The sequence below is a fragment of the Variovorax sp. PEI5 genome, from assembly GCF_056679935.1.
Genome location: NZ_CM155257.1, coordinates 377,760 through 392,445, shown reverse-complemented (window position 1 = coordinate 392,445; position 14,686 = coordinate 377,760). Strand labels below are relative to the sequence as shown.

The following is a 14,686-nucleotide window of genomic DNA, read 5'->3' as shown; positions in this document are numbered from 1 at the left end:
GCGACCGATGAAACTCAATATCGTTCCGGCCCGTGCGGGGGCCCAGTGGGTCCGCAGCGGCCTCCAGACCTTCGCCAAGCGTCCGCTGGCCTTCATGGTGCTGTTCATGCTGAGCATGACGGTGGTGTCGCTGATCTCGCGCCTCCCGCTGCTGGGTCCCCTGCTCACGCTGGCGCTGCTGCCGGCCACGACGTTGGGCTTCATGGCCGCCGCCGAGTACGCCTCCTCGCTGGAGGCCCGGCCCCAGGCCGCCGGCATCTTCCTGGCCGCCTTCCGCGCGGTACGGACCGACATCCGTCCGCTGGCCGTGCTCGGCGCGCTGTACGCGGTCCTCATCCCGGTGGTGGTGGGCGCGTCGGCCGTGATCGACGGCGGGCAGTTCGCGCGGGTCTACCTGCTGGGCGAACCCGTCAGCCGCGAGCTGGCGCAGAGTGGCGCGTTCCAGGCCGCCGGATGGCTGGCGATGCTGCTCTATCTGCCGCTCTCGCTGACCTTCTGGCATGCCCCGGCGCTGATCCACTGGCACCACGTCCCGCCGGTCAAGAGCCTGTTCTTCAGCTTCGTGGCCTGCCTGAAGACCTTCAAGGCGCTGCTGGTGTTCATGCTGGTCTGGCTGGGCGTCCTGGCGGGTGCCGGCATCCTGCTGAGCGCCGTCTCGCTCCTGCTGGGCGCCGTGGGCCTGTTCGGCAGCGATGGCGCCGGCGTCGAGTCGGTGGTCGGCCTGCTGGTGATGGGTGGCGCGACCGTCACGGCGACCATGTTCTTCACCAGTCTCTGGTTCTCCTTCCGCAACACCTTCGAGAGCGAATGACGGCATGGGCGGTGGCGACGCCGCTCGCCCCGCCTCCGCGCTCCGCCGTGGCCAGCGTCCTCAGACGACCGGCGTGAGCTTGGCCACCGACAGCGCCAGCCACTTCACGCCGTGGCGCGGGAAGTTGATCTGCGCCCGGGCATCGTCGCCCACGCCCTCGAGCGCCGTCACGGTGCCTTCGCCGAACTTGTTGTGGAACACCTGCATGCCCGAGCGCAGGCCGTGCGACGGCGCGGATTTCTGCGGCGGCACCGGCGGGCTGGCGAAGGCGTCCTTGCTGAAGCCGCCGGAGTCGGCGCCGCGCGATGTCGCATAGCCGCCGCCATAGCCGAAGGCCGACGGCGCGAAGCCCTGGTTCTTCGGCGTCAGCCATTTCAGCGACTCCTCCGGCAACTCCTCGAAGAAGCGGCTCTTGACGTTGTAGCGCGTCTGGCCGTGCAGCATGCGGGTCTGCGAGTGGCTCATGTAGAGCCGCTGGCGGGCGCGCGTGATGGCCACGTACATCAGCCGGCGCTCCTCCTCCAGGCCGTCGTGGTCGCTCAGGGAGTTCTCGTGCGGGAACAGGCCCTCCTCCATGCCGGTGATGAACACGCAGTCGAACTCCAGGCCCTTGGCGGCATGCACCGTCATGAGCTGGACGGCATCCTGGCCGGCCTGGGCCTGGTTGTCGCCGGACTCGAGCGCCGCGTGCGTCAGGAAGGCCGCCAGCGGACTGAGCGTCTCGCCGGTCTCGGCATCGGGCGCCAGCGCCTCGAGCGGTTCGTCGATCACCGGCAGGGCCGGATCCAGGCCCTGGCTGGCCGGCGACTGGCGCAGCTCGTCGACCGGCAGGGCGACGGCATCGCGCCCGAAACCCTCCTGGGTGACGAAGCTCTCCGCCGCGTTCACCAGTTCGTTCAAGTTCTCGATGCGGTCGGCGCCCTCGCGATCGGCCTTGTAGTGCTCGATCAGGCCGCTGTGCTCGAGCACCAGCTCGATGATCTCGCGCAGCGAACGTCCCACCGTCTGTTCGCGCATCACGTCGACGCGGGCGACGAAGGCCGACAGGTTGCCGCCCGCCTTGCCGCCCACCGCGCTGACGGCGTCGTGCAGCGAGCGCCCGGCGGTGCGCGCCGTGTCCTGCAGCACCTCGATGCTGCGCGCGCCGATGCCGCGCGGCGGGAAGTTGACGATGCGCAGGAAGCTGGTGTCGTCGTCCTTGTTCTCCATCAGCCGCAGATAGGCCAGCGCGTGCTTGATCTCGGCGCGCTCGAAGAAGCGCAGGCCGCCATACACGCGGTAGGGCACCGCCGCGTTGAACAATGCCGTCTCGATCACCCGGCTCTGCGCGTTGCTGCGGTAGAGCACGGCGATCTCCTTGCGCTCCACGCCCTCGCGCACCAGCTGGCGCATCTCCTCGACCATCCACTGCGCCTCGGCGAAATCGCTGGTGGATTCGTAGACGCGCACCGGCTCGCCCGGGCCCTGCTCGGTGCGCAAGTTCTTGCCCAGGCGCCGGGTGTTGTGGCTGATCAGCGCATTGGCCGAATCGAGGATGTGGCTGAAGCTGCGGTAGTTCTGCTCCAGCTTGATCTGGCGCTGGACGTCGAACTCGCGCACGAAGTCCGACATGTTGCCCACCCGCGCGCCGCGGAAGGCATAGATGCTCTGGTCGTCGTCGCCCACGGCGATGACGCTGTTGTGCGCGGCCGGCACGAACTGGCCGTGGTCGACGTGGCCCGAGAGCATCTTGATCCACGCGTACTGCAGCCGGTTGGTGTCCTGGAACTCGTCGATCAGGATGTGGCGGAAGCGCCGCTGGTAGTGCTCGCGCACGGCGTCGTTGTCGCGCAGCAGCTCGTAGCTGCGCAGCATCAGCTCACCGAAGTCGACCACGCCCTCGCGCTGGCACTGCTCCTCGTAGAGCCGGTAGAGCTCGACCTTCTTGCGGTCGTCCTCGCTGCGCGTCTCCACAGCATCCGGGCGCAGGCCGTCCTCCTTGGCGCCGGCGATGAACCACTGCGTCTGCTTGGCGGGAAAGCGTTCGTCGTCGACCTGGTGCTGCTTCATCAGCCGCTTGATGGCCGAGAGCTGGTCCTGGGTGTCGAGGATCTGGAAGGTCGAGGGCAGGTTCGCCAGCTTCCAGTGCGAGCGCAGGAAGCGGTTGCACAGGCCGTGGAAGGTGCCGATCCACATGCCGCGCGCATTCACCGGCAGCATCGCCGTCAGCCGCGTGAGCATCTCCTTGGCGGCCTTGTTGGTGAAGGTCACGGCCAGGATGCCGCCGGGGGAGACCTGGCCGGTCTGCAGCAGCCAGGCGATGCGGGTGGTCAGCACCCGGGTCTTGCCGGAACCGGCGCCGGCGAGGATCAGTGCGTGACCCTCGGGCAACGTGACGGCGGCGAGCTGTTCGGGATTGAGATGGGCCAGCAGCCCGGAGGAGCCTGCATCGGCGGATGCCGAGCCAGGAGGAGAGGCGCCGGCGGAGGCGTCGTGCGAGCCGAAAAGAGACATCCGTCGATTGTAGGAAGCCGCGGGTCGCCCCCTACCGCGTCGCGCATGAGGTCTATATGAAAGCCGGGGTACCGCGCGGTGCCCGCCGGCCTAGAATCGGTCACCGGGCCCAAGTTTCTTGACGCCCGGTTTTTTTTCGCCCGCCTCTCGGCATGGCGTCAGGAACCGGACGCGGACCAAGCGCCCGCGCCGCCGGGAATCGTCCCGCGGCGCCCTCTTCCTCTTCCAGGAGCTTGGTTCCATGCAGATCTTCGATTACGACAACATCCTGCTGCTGCCGCGCAAGTGCCGCGTCGAGAGCCGTTCGGAGTGCGACGCCAGCGTCGTGCTCGGCGGCCGCAGCTTTCGCCTGCCGGTGGTGCCGGCCAACATGAAGACGGTGGTCGACGAGACCACCTGCCTGTGGCTGGCGCAGAACGGCTACTTCTACGTCATGCATCGCTTCGACCTCGACAACGTCGCGTTCGTCCAGCGCATGCGGGCGCAGGGCGTGTTCGCCTCCATCTCGCTGGGCGTGAAGCCGGCCGACTACGAGACCGTCGACCGCCTCGCCGAGGGCGATCTGGTGCCCGAATACATCACCATCGACATCGCGCACGGCCATGCCGACAGCGTGAAGAACATGATCGGTTACCTCAAGCGCAAGCTGCCGGCGTCGTTCGTGATCGCCGGCAACGTCGGCACGCCCGAGGCCGTCATCGACCTCGAGAACTGGGGCGCCGACGCGACCAAGGTGGGCATCGGTCCGGGCAAGGTCTGCATCACCAAGCTCAAGACCGGCTTCGGCACCGGGGGCTGGCAGCTCAGCGCGCTCAAGTGGTGCGCCCGCGTGGCCACCAAGCCGATCATTGCCGACGGCGGCATCCGCGATCACGGCGACATCGCCAAGAGCGTGCGTTTCGGTGCCTCGATGGTGATGATCGGCTCGCTGTTCGCGGGTCACGAGGAGTCTCCGGGCAAGACGGTGGAGGTCGACGGCGTGCTCTACAAGGAGTACTACGGCTCGGCCAGCGACTTCAACAAGGGCGAGTACAAGCACGTGGAAGGCAAGCGCATCCTGGAGCCGATCAAGGGCAAGCTCGCCGACACCCTGGTCGAGATGGAGCAGGACGTCCAGAGCTCCATCAGCTATGCCGGCGGCAAGGTGTTGATGGACATCCGCAAGGTCAACTACGTGACCCTGGGCGGCGACAACGCCGGCGAGCACCTGCTCATGTGAGCCAAACCCGACACGTGCGGCAGGTCATGCGGGAAAGCGACCGGCGTCACTAGAATCGACTGCGTGTCGGGGGGGTAGCTCAGCTGGGAGAGCGCCGCGTTCGCAATGCGGAGGTCGTGAGTTCGATCCTCATCCTCTCCACCACACATCGTTCCAGAACACTCGCAAAAAGCCTCGGCCCTCCGCCGGGGCTTTTTTTTGCGCGTCCGATGCTGGAAATGCGTCGGCCGGCGTGTCCTTCAGGACTTCGCAGCCCTTCCAATGGCCCTGCACGGGAGCCAAAAGCGGACAAATTGCACAGATTCCAAGCGAGTTGAAACAAAAACTGCAATTCGCTTAAACAAAAGCTGACACTTCAGACTTTTATGTGCACAATTATTACTTAAGGTTTACATTTTTCGCCGCTTTGAGCGGGTTCCTTGTCATCCAGCCATCGACGACGGCGAGGCCGGATGGAGACGAGGACACGCGGCAGACCGATGGAAACCTTGAAACCGAGATGCTTGGTTCCGAGGAGGAATCCTCGAATGAGGACTTAGGTACACATCTATTGTATTGCTCGTAGCTAAATTGAATATCATGAAAATATTGATTACTGGAAACATGGGGTACGTCGGTTCGGTGGTCTCGAAATACCTGCGAGCCGCCCACCCGGATGCCGTGTTGCACGGCTACGACAACGCGTATTTCGCCCATGGCCTCACCGGCACCACCGTCGTTCCCGAACGCAGCCTGAACGAGCAGTTCTATGGCGACGTGCGCGGCCTGGCGCCGGAATTCCTGCAGGGCTACGACGCCGTGGTCCAGCTCGCCGCGATCTCCAACGACCCCATGGGCAATCGCTTCGAGAAGCCCACGATGGACATCAACCAGGGCTCGGCCGTGTCGATCGCCAAGGCCGCCTCCGCCGCCGGCGTCAAGAACTACGTCTTCGCCTCCAGCTGCAGCGTCTACGGCATCGCGCTGGGCGGCCCGCGCAAGGAATCCGACGAGCTCAACCCCATCACCGCCTACGCCAAGTCGAAGATCGGCGCCGAGCGCGAGCTGGCCGAGCTCGACACCGACATGACGGTCACCTGCCTGCGCTTCGCCACCGCCTGCGGCATGTCCGACCGCCTGCGGCTCGACCTGGTGCTCAACGACTTCGTCGCCTGCGCATTGAGCCAGGGCGAGATCACGGTGCTGTCGGATGGCTCGCCGTGGCGTCCGCTGATCGACGTCGCCGACATGGCGCGCGCCATCGACTGGGCCGTCGCCCGTCCGGCCGACAACGGCGGCCGCTATCTGGCCGTGAATGCCGGCGCCAACGAATGCAACTACCAGGTGCGCGACCTCGCCAAGGCCGTGGCCGATGCCGTGCCAGGCACCAAGGTGTCGATCAATCTCGACGCGCCGGCCGACAGCCGCTCCTACCAGGTCGACTTCGCCCTCTACAAGTCGCTGGCACCCCAGCACCAGCCGCAGGTCGATCTGGCGCAATCGATCCAGAACCTGCTCGCCGGCATGCGCCGCATGAAGTTCGACGACGCCGACTTCCGCAAGTCGCTGCTGATCCGGCTCAACGTGCTGCAGGGCCACATCGACGAGAAGCGCCTGAACCAGGCCTTCGAGTGGCAGGCCCTGGATTCCTGACGACCCGCTGCCTCGACCCGGGTCGAGGCGCTTCCAACCCATGACGGCAGCCGGCACGGACCGGATTGCATCGCGAGGAGACCGACGATGGTGAAAGTGGTATTGCTGGCGGGTGGCTACGGCACCCGCCTGAGTGAAGAGACGACGATCCGGCCGAAGCCGCTGGTCGAGGTCGGCGGCAAGCCGATCATGTGGCACATCATGAAGCTGTACGCGCACTACGGCCTGAACGATTTCGTGGTGCTGGGCGGCTACAAGGTCGACATGATCCGGGAGTACTTCCTGCGTCATCAGGCCCGCGACACCGACTTCACCATCGACCTGTCCACCGGCAAGGTCGACTGGCTGGAGACGCGCAGCGAGAACTGGCGCGTGACCGTGCTCGACACGGGCCTGGAGACGATGACCGCCGGACGCATCAAGCGCGCCCGCAAGTACCTCGACGGCGAACGCTTCTGCCTGACCTACGGCGACGGCGTGTCCGACGTGAACATGCACGAGCTCATGGCCTTCCACGAGAAGTCCGGCGCCCATTGCACGCTCACCGCGGTCACGCAGCCCGGCCGCTATGGCGCGCTGCACCTGTCGGACGACGGCAGCAACGTCAAGGGCTTCCGCGAGAAGGGCGCCACCGATGGCGGCCTCATCAACGGCGGCTTCTTCGTCTGCGAGCCGGAGATCTTCGACGTCATCGACGGCGACCACCAGATGTGGGAGGAAGAACCCATGGCGCGCCTGGTCGAGCAGGGCAAGCTGGCCAGCTACCACCACACCGGCTACTGGCAGAGCATGGATTCGCTGCGCGACAAGCAGGTCCTCGAGGGCCTCTGGGGCAAGGGCGAATCGGCCCCCTGGAAAGTCTGGAACAATTAGTAGTTACGTATTACACAAACAATACGTTGCACAGAGGCGAATGGAGTATTTGGAATGATCATTGTTGATACCGCGCTCAAGAAGCGCGCCGCCGCCGGCGACCCCATCAAGGTCGGCCTGGTGGGCGCTGGTTTCCAGGGTCGCGGCATCGCGCTGCAGATCATCGCGTCGACGCCGGGCATGCGGCTGTGCGCCATCGCCAACCGACGCATCGAGCCGGCCCAGCGCGCCTATGCGGAAGCGGATGTCGAAGCGGTGCGCTGCGACACCCAGGCCGAACTGGAGGCCGCCATCGCCGCCGGCACGCCGGCCGTCACCGAGGACGCCGTGGCGCTGGCCCGGGCCGCGGGCCTGGACGCCATCATCGAGGTGACCGGTTCGCTCGACTACGCCGCCACGGTCGTGCTGGCCGCCATCGAGTCGGGCAAGCACGTGGTGCAGATGAACGCCGAACTCGACGGCACGGTCGGCCCGATCCTCAAGCAGAAGGCGCAGGCGCGCGGCGTGGTCTACACCTTCTCCGACGGCGACCAGCCCGGAGTGCAGATGAACCTGTACCGCTTCGTCGAGGGCCTGGGCTGCAAGCCGGTGCTGTGCGGCAACATCAAGGGCCTGCACGACCCCTACCGCGACCCGACCACGCAACGCGCGTTCGCCGAGAAGTGGGGCCAGAAGCCCGCCATGGTGGCCTCGTTCGCCGATGGCACCAAGATCTCGTTCGAGCAGGCCATCGTCGCCAACGGCACCGGCATGAAGGTGGCACGGCGCGGCATGCTCGGCCCGGACTTCTCCGGCGGCAATCCCGGCGCGCCGCTGGTGCCGCTGGAGGAGACCGTCAGCGCCTTCGCCGCGCACCTGGACAAGGGCGGCCCGGGCATCGTCGACTACGTGGTGGGCGCGCGTCCCGGCCCGGGCGTCTTCGTACTGGCCACGCACGACGATCCGCGCCAGCAGCACTACCTGAACCTGTACAAGCTGGGCACCGGTCCGTACTACTGCTTCTACACGCCCTACCACCTCTGCCACTTCGAGGTGCCGACCTCGGTGGCGCGCGCGGTCCTGTTCCAGGATGCCGTGCTCACGCCGCTCGCCGGAGCGGAAGTCGGCGTCATCGCCGTCGCCAAGAAGGACCTCGTGCCCGGCGACCTGATCGACGAGCTGGGTGGCTACGAGGTCTATGGCGTGGCCGAGAACATCGAGGCCATCCGCGACGAAGCGCTGCTGCCCATCGGCCTGGCCGTCGGCTGCAAGGTCGTGCGTCCGGTGGCCAAGGACGCCGCGCTGACCTTCGCCGACATCGAGGTCCCGCCGGGCCGCGTCATCGACGCGCTGTACGCCGAGCAGGAACGCACCTTCGCCCCGGCCACCGCCGCCACCCACTGAGCCCTCCGCCGCATCCTTCGAACGCTACCCATGCTTTTCACCCCCACCACCCTCAAAGACGCCTGGATCATCGATCTGGAGAAACGCGGCGATGCGCGCGGCTTCTTCGCGCGCACCATGTGCCAGAAGGAATTCGCGGCGCACGGCCTGGTCACGACCTACGTGCAGCAGAACACCTCGTTCTCGGCCGACAAGGGCACCCTGCGCGGCCTGCACTTCCAGCGCGGCGACGCCTCCGAGGCCAAGCTGGTGCGCTGCACCCAGGGCGCCATCGTCGACATCATCGTGGACCTGCGCGCCGACTCGCCGAGCTACATGCGCCACGAGGCGTTCGAGCTCACCGCGACGAACCATCGCGAGCTCTACGTGCCGCCGGGCTTCGCCCATTCGTTCCAGACCCTGACCGACGATGTCGAGGTCAGCTACCTGGTGTCGTCGCCCTACACCCCGGCGGCCGAATGGGGTCTGCGCTACTCCGATCCGCGCCTGGCCATCGCCTGGCCCCTGGCCGTGACCAGCATTTCCGACAAGGATGCCGCCTGGCCGCTGCTCGAGGCCGACACGCCCGCCTTCTTCTGAACGCCACGGGAAAAGAGACATCCATGACACAGACATCGAAGCGTTTCCTCGTCATCGGTCGCGTCGGCGGCAAATCGCTGCACAAGGCCTGGATCGAGGACACCACCTGCGAGCGGACCTGGGACCTGCAGCTCAACGCCTATGGCGACGCCGCCGCGCAGATCGCCGATGTCGATCTGCCCACGGTCATCGACCAGGGCACCAAGTGGGACAGCCTGGCGCGCCATTTCCGCGCCCACCCCGAACTGCTCGACCGCTACGAGTACGTGATGCTGCCGGACGACGACCTGCTGATGACCGCGCGCGGCATCAACCGGATCTTCGAGATGGCGATCGAGCACGACCTCACGATCGCCCAGCCGGCGATGTCGATGGACAGCTTCGTGTCTTATCCGGTGCTGATGCAGTGCCCGGGCTTCAGCCTGCGCTACACCAACCACCTCGAATGCATGTCGCCGTGCATCAAGACGTCTTACATGAAGACGCTGCTGCCGATCATCGAGAAGTACGTCTGCGGCTGGGGTGCCGACCACATCTGGGCGCTGCTCATGGAAGACCCGGCCTACAAGGCGGCCGTGCTCGACGAGGTCACGATGACGCACACGCGCGCCTTCTACACCGGCACGCTCTACGACAGTTTCGCCAAGCAGGGCGTCAACCCCTTCGACGAGGTGAAGGTGGTGACGGCGCTGTTCGAGAACTTCCCCGAGCGCACGGTCGTCTATGGCGGCCTGCTCGCCGATGGCCGGCGCGTCGGCAACACCCAGGTGCAGCTGCGCAACGGCGCGCACCTGGTGCTGACGGCGGCCCGGACCAAGACGCCCTACAAGATCTTCCGCAAGGGCATCGGCATGCTGATCCAGGTCTTCACGCAATCGGCCTACCGGCCGGCCCAGCTGCGCCTGAAGAAGAGCAGCCCGGACGCCCTGAAGAGTCGCGAGACCAAGATCGCCGACCTCGTCGCCTGACGACGGCGCCCACCCGCATCGCCCCTCCCCTGCCGAGATGACATCCCGCCAGCCCGCCCGATCCGCCGCCGCGCACGACACCGTCGGGCGCCCGGATTGCGAGCGCCTGTGCATCCGGCCCGCGACCTTCCGCGGCAGCGAACTGCCGCTGGGTCACTTCTTCTCGGTCACACCCCCCTGAGTCGGCTCCTCCGACGGCTTTCTCCGTCCGGTCCGATCGTGGACATCCGCGTGTCTTCGTGTTTCACGACACTGAAGCGAGCGGACGCCGTCCGCGTGGTTCCGGTCACGACAAAACCAGTGCCAGACCCCGCCCGGTGACCTTGCGCGCCACCGCGCGCGTCACTTCTCCGGCTCGCATGCGCGTGCCGCAGAGGGGTCGAAGCACGACTCATCCAAGGGGGTGAACATGAACGACTTTCATGCCTGCGCCGACGCGTTCGCGTATCCGGCGTGCATCCAGGCGAACGATGGCACCGCGTGGCCTGGCGCCGCCATCGGGGCGGCCGTGACCCGCGCACTCGAACTGACGCGCGCGCCGGCCGCCACGGCGGAGGCGCTGTCGATACGCGCCGATCCGCTGCCCCTGCAGACGCCGTCGGCCGACGTCGCGGTCCTGTCCTTCGCGGGCAGCCTGCTGATGCTCGCCTGCCTGTTCGCCGTGGTGGTCGGCTCGGCGATGTGGATGTCGGGACGCGCGCGCGGCCTGTCGTGGCAGGCGAGTCCGCAGACCCGCTGGCTCGATGGTCTGCGCGGACTGGCCGTCACGCTGGTGCTGCTCAACCACGCCCCGCTGGTACTGCTCAACCTCCAGCTCGCGCCGACCGGCTTCACCCTGAGCGCCGAGACGCGGGAACTGCTGGACTACCTGGGCAGCATCGGCGTGCAGATCTTCTTCTGCATCACCGGCTGCCTGTTCGCTCACAAGCTGCTGCCGGCGCAGCGGGTCGACTGGGCCCTGTTCTTCGTCCGGCGCGCGCAACGGCTGATGCCGGCCTACGTGGTCGCGGTCGTCGCGGCCCTCGTCGTCGCGGGCATCTTCTCGCGCATCGACCGGCATTTCATCGCCTCCGCGCTCGATGCCATTCCGCGCCTGATGGCCTTCGGCTTCTACCCCCTGCCGCGCGTCGGCGCGCTCGAGACCTCGCGCCTGCTGGGCATGAGCTGGACGCTGGCGTTCGAATGGCGCTTCTATGTCGTGCTGCCGCTGGTGTTCATGGTGATCCGCCTGGGCAAGGCGCCGGGCAGCGTCGCCATCACCCTGGTGACGGTGGTCCTGATGATGGTCGAGGGCCTGGGCGTCTGGATGTTCTTCGCCCTGGGCGCCCTCATGGCGCCGCTCGCGCGCTGGGAGCCGACGCCGGCACAGCGCGGCTGGATGCGCGTCGCGCTGCATGTCTGCATGGGCTCCCTGCTGCTCAACTGGGTGGTGGTGGACCAGGACCGCGTCCTGCAGGGCCTGCACGTGCTGGCGCTGTTCGCCTGCGTGGCCGTGACGCGGCCGCGCTGGCTGTCGAGCCATGGGGCGGTGGCGCTCGGCACGCTCAGCTACAGCCTCTACCTGCTGCACGTGATGGTGTTCTTCGCGGTGTTCGGTGTGTGCCACGCGTACTTCTTCGACGTCGCCGCCCTCTCGCCGGTCGCCTTCACCCTGCTGGCGAGCATGGCGGTCATGCTGGTGATGGCGATCTCGGCGCTGACCTACCTGCTGCTGGAACGCCGCTTCATCGACTTCAACCCACGCCCGGAACCCCGACCGGTGCGATGAGACGGATCGGGCCCGGGAGCTTTTTTACTTTTTCTGTCTTCAGGCGCACGCAGGGGGTGGCAAATGCAAAAAATCTCGGGCTATAATCTTGGTCTTGCCTGAAGACAGCAATGTCGATCAGGGGCTCTTAGCTCAGTTGGTAGAGCAGCGGACTCTTAATCCGTAGGTCGAGTGTTCGAGTCACTCAGGGCCCACCACCAACAAGCCCGCATGGGCAATGAAAAGCCTGCTATCCAAAAGATAGCAGGCTTTTTTCTTGGGGTATGTGATCCGACCGTCTGAATCGATTCGGAGGACCGCGAGAGCCGGAGGCCAGCCCGCCGCATCGGGCCCGGGCTGCCTCCGTCTCCAGGGCTGCTTACATCGACGCCAGGGCGGCGCGGAGTTCGCTGGTGAGCACTTCCGCCAGACCCGTGATGCCCACCGGTGTCGAGGGATGGACGCCATCGGAATTCAGCCAGGTGTCGCCGTTGCCGACACCCGTCGGGGCACCCTTGTTGCCCTCGCCCGTCTGCCACGGACCGCGCAGCGCACTGCGCGACGTGCCCTTGCTGGTCTTCCAGCTGCCACGGATGTTGTCCAGCACGACCCATGGTCCCGGCAGGGCCTCGACGGTCGCCGAGATCGCGTTCATGACGGCGATGTCCTGGCCGTCAGGCTGGCGCGCATCGGACTCGTTCGGCTCCCAGGGTCCGACGGCCACCAGGATGCTGTCCGGATTCGCGGCACGAGCGCCCTGCAGGAGCGTCTTCATGGACTCCAATGTCGTCGGGCCGGTGCCGGGCCACGGATCGTTGATGCCCACCTCGACGATCATGATCGTCGGCTTGGCTTCGGTGAAACGGGCGAGCCGCTGGGGCGACGAGGCCCGCGTCTGGATGTCGTCGTTGATCTCCCGGCGATAGCCGGTGCCACCCACGTGCGTCGCGGTCGTGGCCAGGGCGCCCAGCAACCGTGCCTGCATGTCGACGAAACTCAGGCCCGCCTGCTCCGTCGACTCGTGACCCAGGTAGCTGTCGCCCGTAAAGGAGACCGTCACCGGCTTCTCCACCGTGAAGTCGTACGGGGCGATCTTGGCGCCGCTCTCGACCACGATCTCGGAGATCCAGGCGGCGGAACTGCCGACGAAGACGAGATTGCGTTCCTCGTTGGTGCCCAGGTCCCACACCGCGTACTGATTGTTCGCCGTGTAGTCGACACCCGGGAGGACGACCTTGCCGTCGACGATCAGCGACATCATGCAGAACACTTCGGACGGCATGGCGACATACCGCGAGTTGGTCCGGATGCCGACATAGGCCTGCGAACCACCGTAGTCCGCACTGGTGGTCCAGTAGTCGGCCTTGCTGCCGTCGTTGAAGCTGTTGGTGACGCCGGTGGGGCGCTTGGCCCACTTGGCGAAGTTGTAGATGTAGGCGACGGTGTCCAGGCGGGGATTGTCGGCGGCGGTGCTGTTGCCGTTGTTCCTGCCCTCGCCGGAGATCCAATACCGTTGATACGGCCAGGCGGGCGTGGCGCCCGAAGGGAGCAGCACGGGTACCGGACCCGCGCGTGTCGGGATCGCCGCCACGGTGGTCGGCGCGGACGCGGCCGCCTTCTTGGCCAATGCGAGCAGCGACTGGGTCGGAGCCGGGTCATCGGGGGTCGTGGCGGCAGGCCGCGTGGCGACGTTGCTGCTCGACGCGGCCGGCGGCGGCGTCGCGGTGCTGACCGGCGCGGTCGTCGCTGCCACTGCGCCGCTTCCTGCGGTGCTGCTGGAACCGCCATCTCCGCCACCGCACGCGACAACGAGCACGGCACAACCGAGGCAGGCGAATGAGGCAGTCAGTCGATTGATTAAAGCACTCATATGTATGCGTAAAAAGTACGCACTATAAATGATATGTAGTACTTTTTCAGTAAGTTCTTATTACCAAATCAGAATCCCTCTGTAGGAAAGGACGTCGCGGCCCTGCAGGAGACGGCTGGCATCTTCGACGTCGTGGCCTTCGAGAAGCTCGCCGACGCTGCGTCTTCTCGCGAGTGTGTGGTCGCACCAGACGCGGGTCGCAGATGCGGAGAGGAGCGAGTCAGGACGGCATCGTCCATCGACGCGACAGTGCCCTCGGGTTCAGCATTCCGCATGGTTCTTGGGGCCGCTCGTCGTGCCGGACGTCTGTGCCACGGCCATTCCGCTCGAGCGACACCGCGCGGTCAGCCCGCCCGCCTCACTCCTTGCGCCGCGACGCCAGGGCCTCGACCCACTCGTCGTGCCCGCAGCGCGGGCAGGCGTGCGTGGTCGTCGAGATCGAGGCCACGCGGGCGCATCCCGTGCAGGCATAGTCGCCCGCGCCATCGAGCACGCGCCGCTTGGTGCGATAGCGCCGGGGCGTGATGGGCAGTCCCGGCTTCACATCCTCGTCCTCGAAGTAGTAGAAGCTGATGCTGCCGGTGGTCTCGAGGATGGCGATCCGGACCTGACCGATGTGCTCGATCGACTGCTGCCGCATCTCGGAGAAGAACTCGTCCTTGGCATAGAGCCGCTGCCGGGTCTCCGAGAGCACGAACTCCCCGTCCTCGACGATGTGGACCGGCTCCCCTTCGAGCAGGTTCTCGAAGCGTTCGCTGTGCGAGGCGAACCACATGATGCCGCGATAGAAGGCCAGGATGCAGGTGAAGACCACCAGCGCCGGCACGATGCCGTGGTCGCGGTTGAACATCGGATCACCGGCCGCCGAGCCCAGGCCGATGACGATCGCGACCTCGAAGATCGACAACTGGCGCACGCCCTTCTTCCCCGACAGCCGCAGGAACGACAGGATGACGATGAACATCACGATCGTGCGGAACACGATCTCCACGACGTACGCGCCATCGAGGTCGTTGAGGAGCACGTTCGCGAAGTCGAAATCCATGGCGGGCGATTCTGCCGGCAGCGCGCAATTCCACACGAAAAGCGGGTGACCCGCGCGACTGCTGGA

12 protein-coding genes and 2 tRNA genes are annotated in these 14,686 nt (G+C 66.4%); 11 read left to right on the top strand and 3 right to left on the bottom strand.

Going from position 1 to position 14,686, the window contains the following annotated elements; translation table 11 throughout:
• The first annotated feature begins 7 nt into the window (after nucleotides 1-7).
• A complete protein-coding gene (locus tag AC1MLT_RS01815) occupies nucleotides 8-811 on the top strand; it encodes a BPSS1780 family membrane protein (RefSeq protein WP_481033582.1) in 804 nt (267 codons plus the stop codon).
• A 60-nt stretch (nucleotides 812-871) separates the two neighbouring features.
• Here AC1MLT_RS01815 and AC1MLT_RS01810 read toward each other — a convergent pair whose 3' ends face one another.
• Nucleotides 872-3,304: a UvrD-helicase domain-containing protein gene (locus AC1MLT_RS01810; RefSeq protein WP_481033581.1), complete on the bottom strand. Its 2,433-nt coding sequence runs from the start codon at nucleotides 3,302-3,304 to the stop codon at nucleotides 872-874.
• A 241-nt stretch (nucleotides 3,305-3,545) separates the two neighbouring features.
• On the opposite strand from AC1MLT_RS01810, the gene AC1MLT_RS01805 reads away from it, so the two are divergent.
• The 10 genes from AC1MLT_RS01805 to AC1MLT_RS01760 all read left to right on the top strand — a co-directional run bounded on the left by AC1MLT_RS01805 (nucleotide 3,546) and on the right by AC1MLT_RS01760 (nucleotide 11,923).
• A complete protein-coding gene (locus AC1MLT_RS01805) occupies nucleotides 3,546-4,523 on the top strand; it encodes a GMP reductase (RefSeq protein ID WP_481033580.1) in 978 nt (325 codons plus the stop codon).
• A 68-nt stretch (nucleotides 4,524-4,591) separates the two neighbouring features.
• Nucleotides 4,592-4,667 (top strand) — tRNA-Ala (locus AC1MLT_RS01800).
• Nucleotides 4,668-5,102: 435 nt separating this feature from the next.
• Nucleotides 5,103-6,155 (top strand): NAD-dependent epimerase/dehydratase family protein, encoded by a 1,053-nt coding sequence (locus AC1MLT_RS01795; RefSeq protein ID WP_481033579.1) that lies wholly within the window; start codon nucleotides 5,103-5,105, stop codon nucleotides 6,153-6,155.
• Nucleotides 6,156-6,242: 87 nt separating this feature from the next.
• The gene (gene rfbF / locus AC1MLT_RS01790) at nucleotides 6,243-7,028 is read left to right on the top strand and encodes a glucose-1-phosphate cytidylyltransferase (protein WP_481033578.1); all 786 of its coding nucleotides are present in this window, start codon (nucleotides 6,243-6,245) and stop codon (nucleotides 7,026-7,028) included.
• Nucleotides 7,029-7,082: 54 nt separating this feature from the next.
• Nucleotides 7,083-8,411, top strand: a complete 1,329-nt coding sequence (locus tag AC1MLT_RS01785) for an NAD(P)H-dependent oxidoreductase (RefSeq protein ID WP_481033577.1) — start codon at nucleotides 7,083-7,085, stop codon at nucleotides 8,409-8,411.
• Between the two features lie 30 nt (nucleotides 8,412-8,441).
• Nucleotides 8,442-8,990, top strand: a complete 549-nt coding sequence (rfbC, locus tag AC1MLT_RS01780) for a dTDP-4-dehydrorhamnose 3,5-epimerase (protein ID WP_481033576.1) — start codon at nucleotides 8,442-8,444, stop codon at nucleotides 8,988-8,990.
• Between the two features lie 23 nt (nucleotides 8,991-9,013).
• On the top strand, nucleotides 9,014-9,958 hold the full coding sequence (locus tag AC1MLT_RS01775; protein ID WP_481033575.1) for a DUF707 domain-containing protein: 945 nt from the start codon (nucleotides 9,014-9,016) through the stop codon (nucleotides 9,956-9,958).
• Between the two features lie 37 nt (nucleotides 9,959-9,995).
• Nucleotides 9,996-10,139 carry a hypothetical protein gene (locus AC1MLT_RS01770; RefSeq protein ID WP_481033574.1) on the top strand — a complete coding sequence of 48 codons (144 nt, stop codon included), beginning with the start codon at nucleotides 9,996-9,998 and terminating at the stop codon, nucleotides 10,137-10,139.
• Nucleotides 10,140-10,367: 228 nt separating this feature from the next.
• Nucleotides 10,368-11,726 carry an acyltransferase family protein gene (locus AC1MLT_RS01765; RefSeq protein ID WP_481033573.1) on the top strand — a complete coding sequence of 453 codons (1,359 nt, stop codon included), beginning with the start codon at nucleotides 10,368-10,370 and terminating at the stop codon, nucleotides 11,724-11,726.
• 121 nt (nucleotides 11,727-11,847) lie between these two features.
• Nucleotides 11,848-11,923, top strand: a tRNA-Lys gene (locus AC1MLT_RS01760).
• Nucleotides 11,924-12,084: 161 nt separating this feature from the next.
• Here the strand turns inward: AC1MLT_RS01760 and AC1MLT_RS01755 are convergent.
• Both AC1MLT_RS01755 and AC1MLT_RS01750 read right to left on the bottom strand, forming a co-directional pair.
• On the bottom strand, nucleotides 12,085-13,458 hold the full coding sequence (locus tag AC1MLT_RS01755) for an SGNH/GDSL hydrolase family protein (RefSeq protein WP_481033572.1): 1,374 nt from the start codon (nucleotides 13,456-13,458) through the stop codon (nucleotides 12,085-12,087).
• 475 nt (nucleotides 13,459-13,933) lie between these two features.
• On the bottom strand, nucleotides 13,934-14,620 hold the full coding sequence (locus tag AC1MLT_RS01750; protein ID WP_481033571.1) for a DUF421 domain-containing protein: 687 nt from the start codon (nucleotides 14,618-14,620) through the stop codon (nucleotides 13,934-13,936).
• Nucleotides 14,621-14,686 lie beyond the last annotated feature (66 nt).

Excerpts from the sequence above, each read along its gene's own strand:
- AC1MLT_RS01795 (WP_481033579.1), top strand. The coding sequence starts at position 5,103 with ATGAAAATATTGATTACTGGAAACATGGGGTACGTCGGTTCGGTGGTC.
- AC1MLT_RS01810 (WP_481033581.1), bottom strand. The coding sequence starts at position 3,304 with ATGTCTCTTTTCGGCTCGCACGACGCCTCCGCCGGCGCCTCTCCTCCT.
- AC1MLT_RS01770 (WP_481033574.1), top strand. The coding sequence starts at position 9,996 with ATGACATCCCGCCAGCCCGCCCGATCCGCCGCCGCGCACGACACCGTC.
- AC1MLT_RS01775 (WP_481033575.1), top strand. The coding sequence starts at position 9,014 with ATGACACAGACATCGAAGCGTTTCCTCGTCATCGGTCGCGTCGGCGGC.
- AC1MLT_RS01765 (WP_481033573.1), top strand. The coding sequence starts at position 10,368 with ATGAACGACTTTCATGCCTGCGCCGACGCGTTCGCGTATCCGGCGTGC.
- AC1MLT_RS01805 (WP_481033580.1), top strand. The coding sequence starts at position 3,546 with ATGCAGATCTTCGATTACGACAACATCCTGCTGCTGCCGCGCAAGTGC.
- AC1MLT_RS01815 (WP_481033582.1), top strand. The coding sequence starts at position 8 with ATGAAACTCAATATCGTTCCGGCCCGTGCGGGGGCCCAGTGGGTCCGC.
- rfbC (WP_481033576.1), top strand. The coding sequence starts at position 8,442 with ATGCTTTTCACCCCCACCACCCTCAAAGACGCCTGGATCATCGATCTG.
- AC1MLT_RS01750 (WP_481033571.1), bottom strand. The coding sequence starts at position 14,620 with ATGGATTTCGACTTCGCGAACGTGCTCCTCAACGACCTCGATGGCGCG.
- AC1MLT_RS01785 (WP_481033577.1), top strand. The coding sequence starts at position 7,083 with ATGATCATTGTTGATACCGCGCTCAAGAAGCGCGCCGCCGCCGGCGAC.
- rfbF (WP_481033578.1), top strand. The coding sequence starts at position 6,243 with ATGGTGAAAGTGGTATTGCTGGCGGGTGGCTACGGCACCCGCCTGAGT.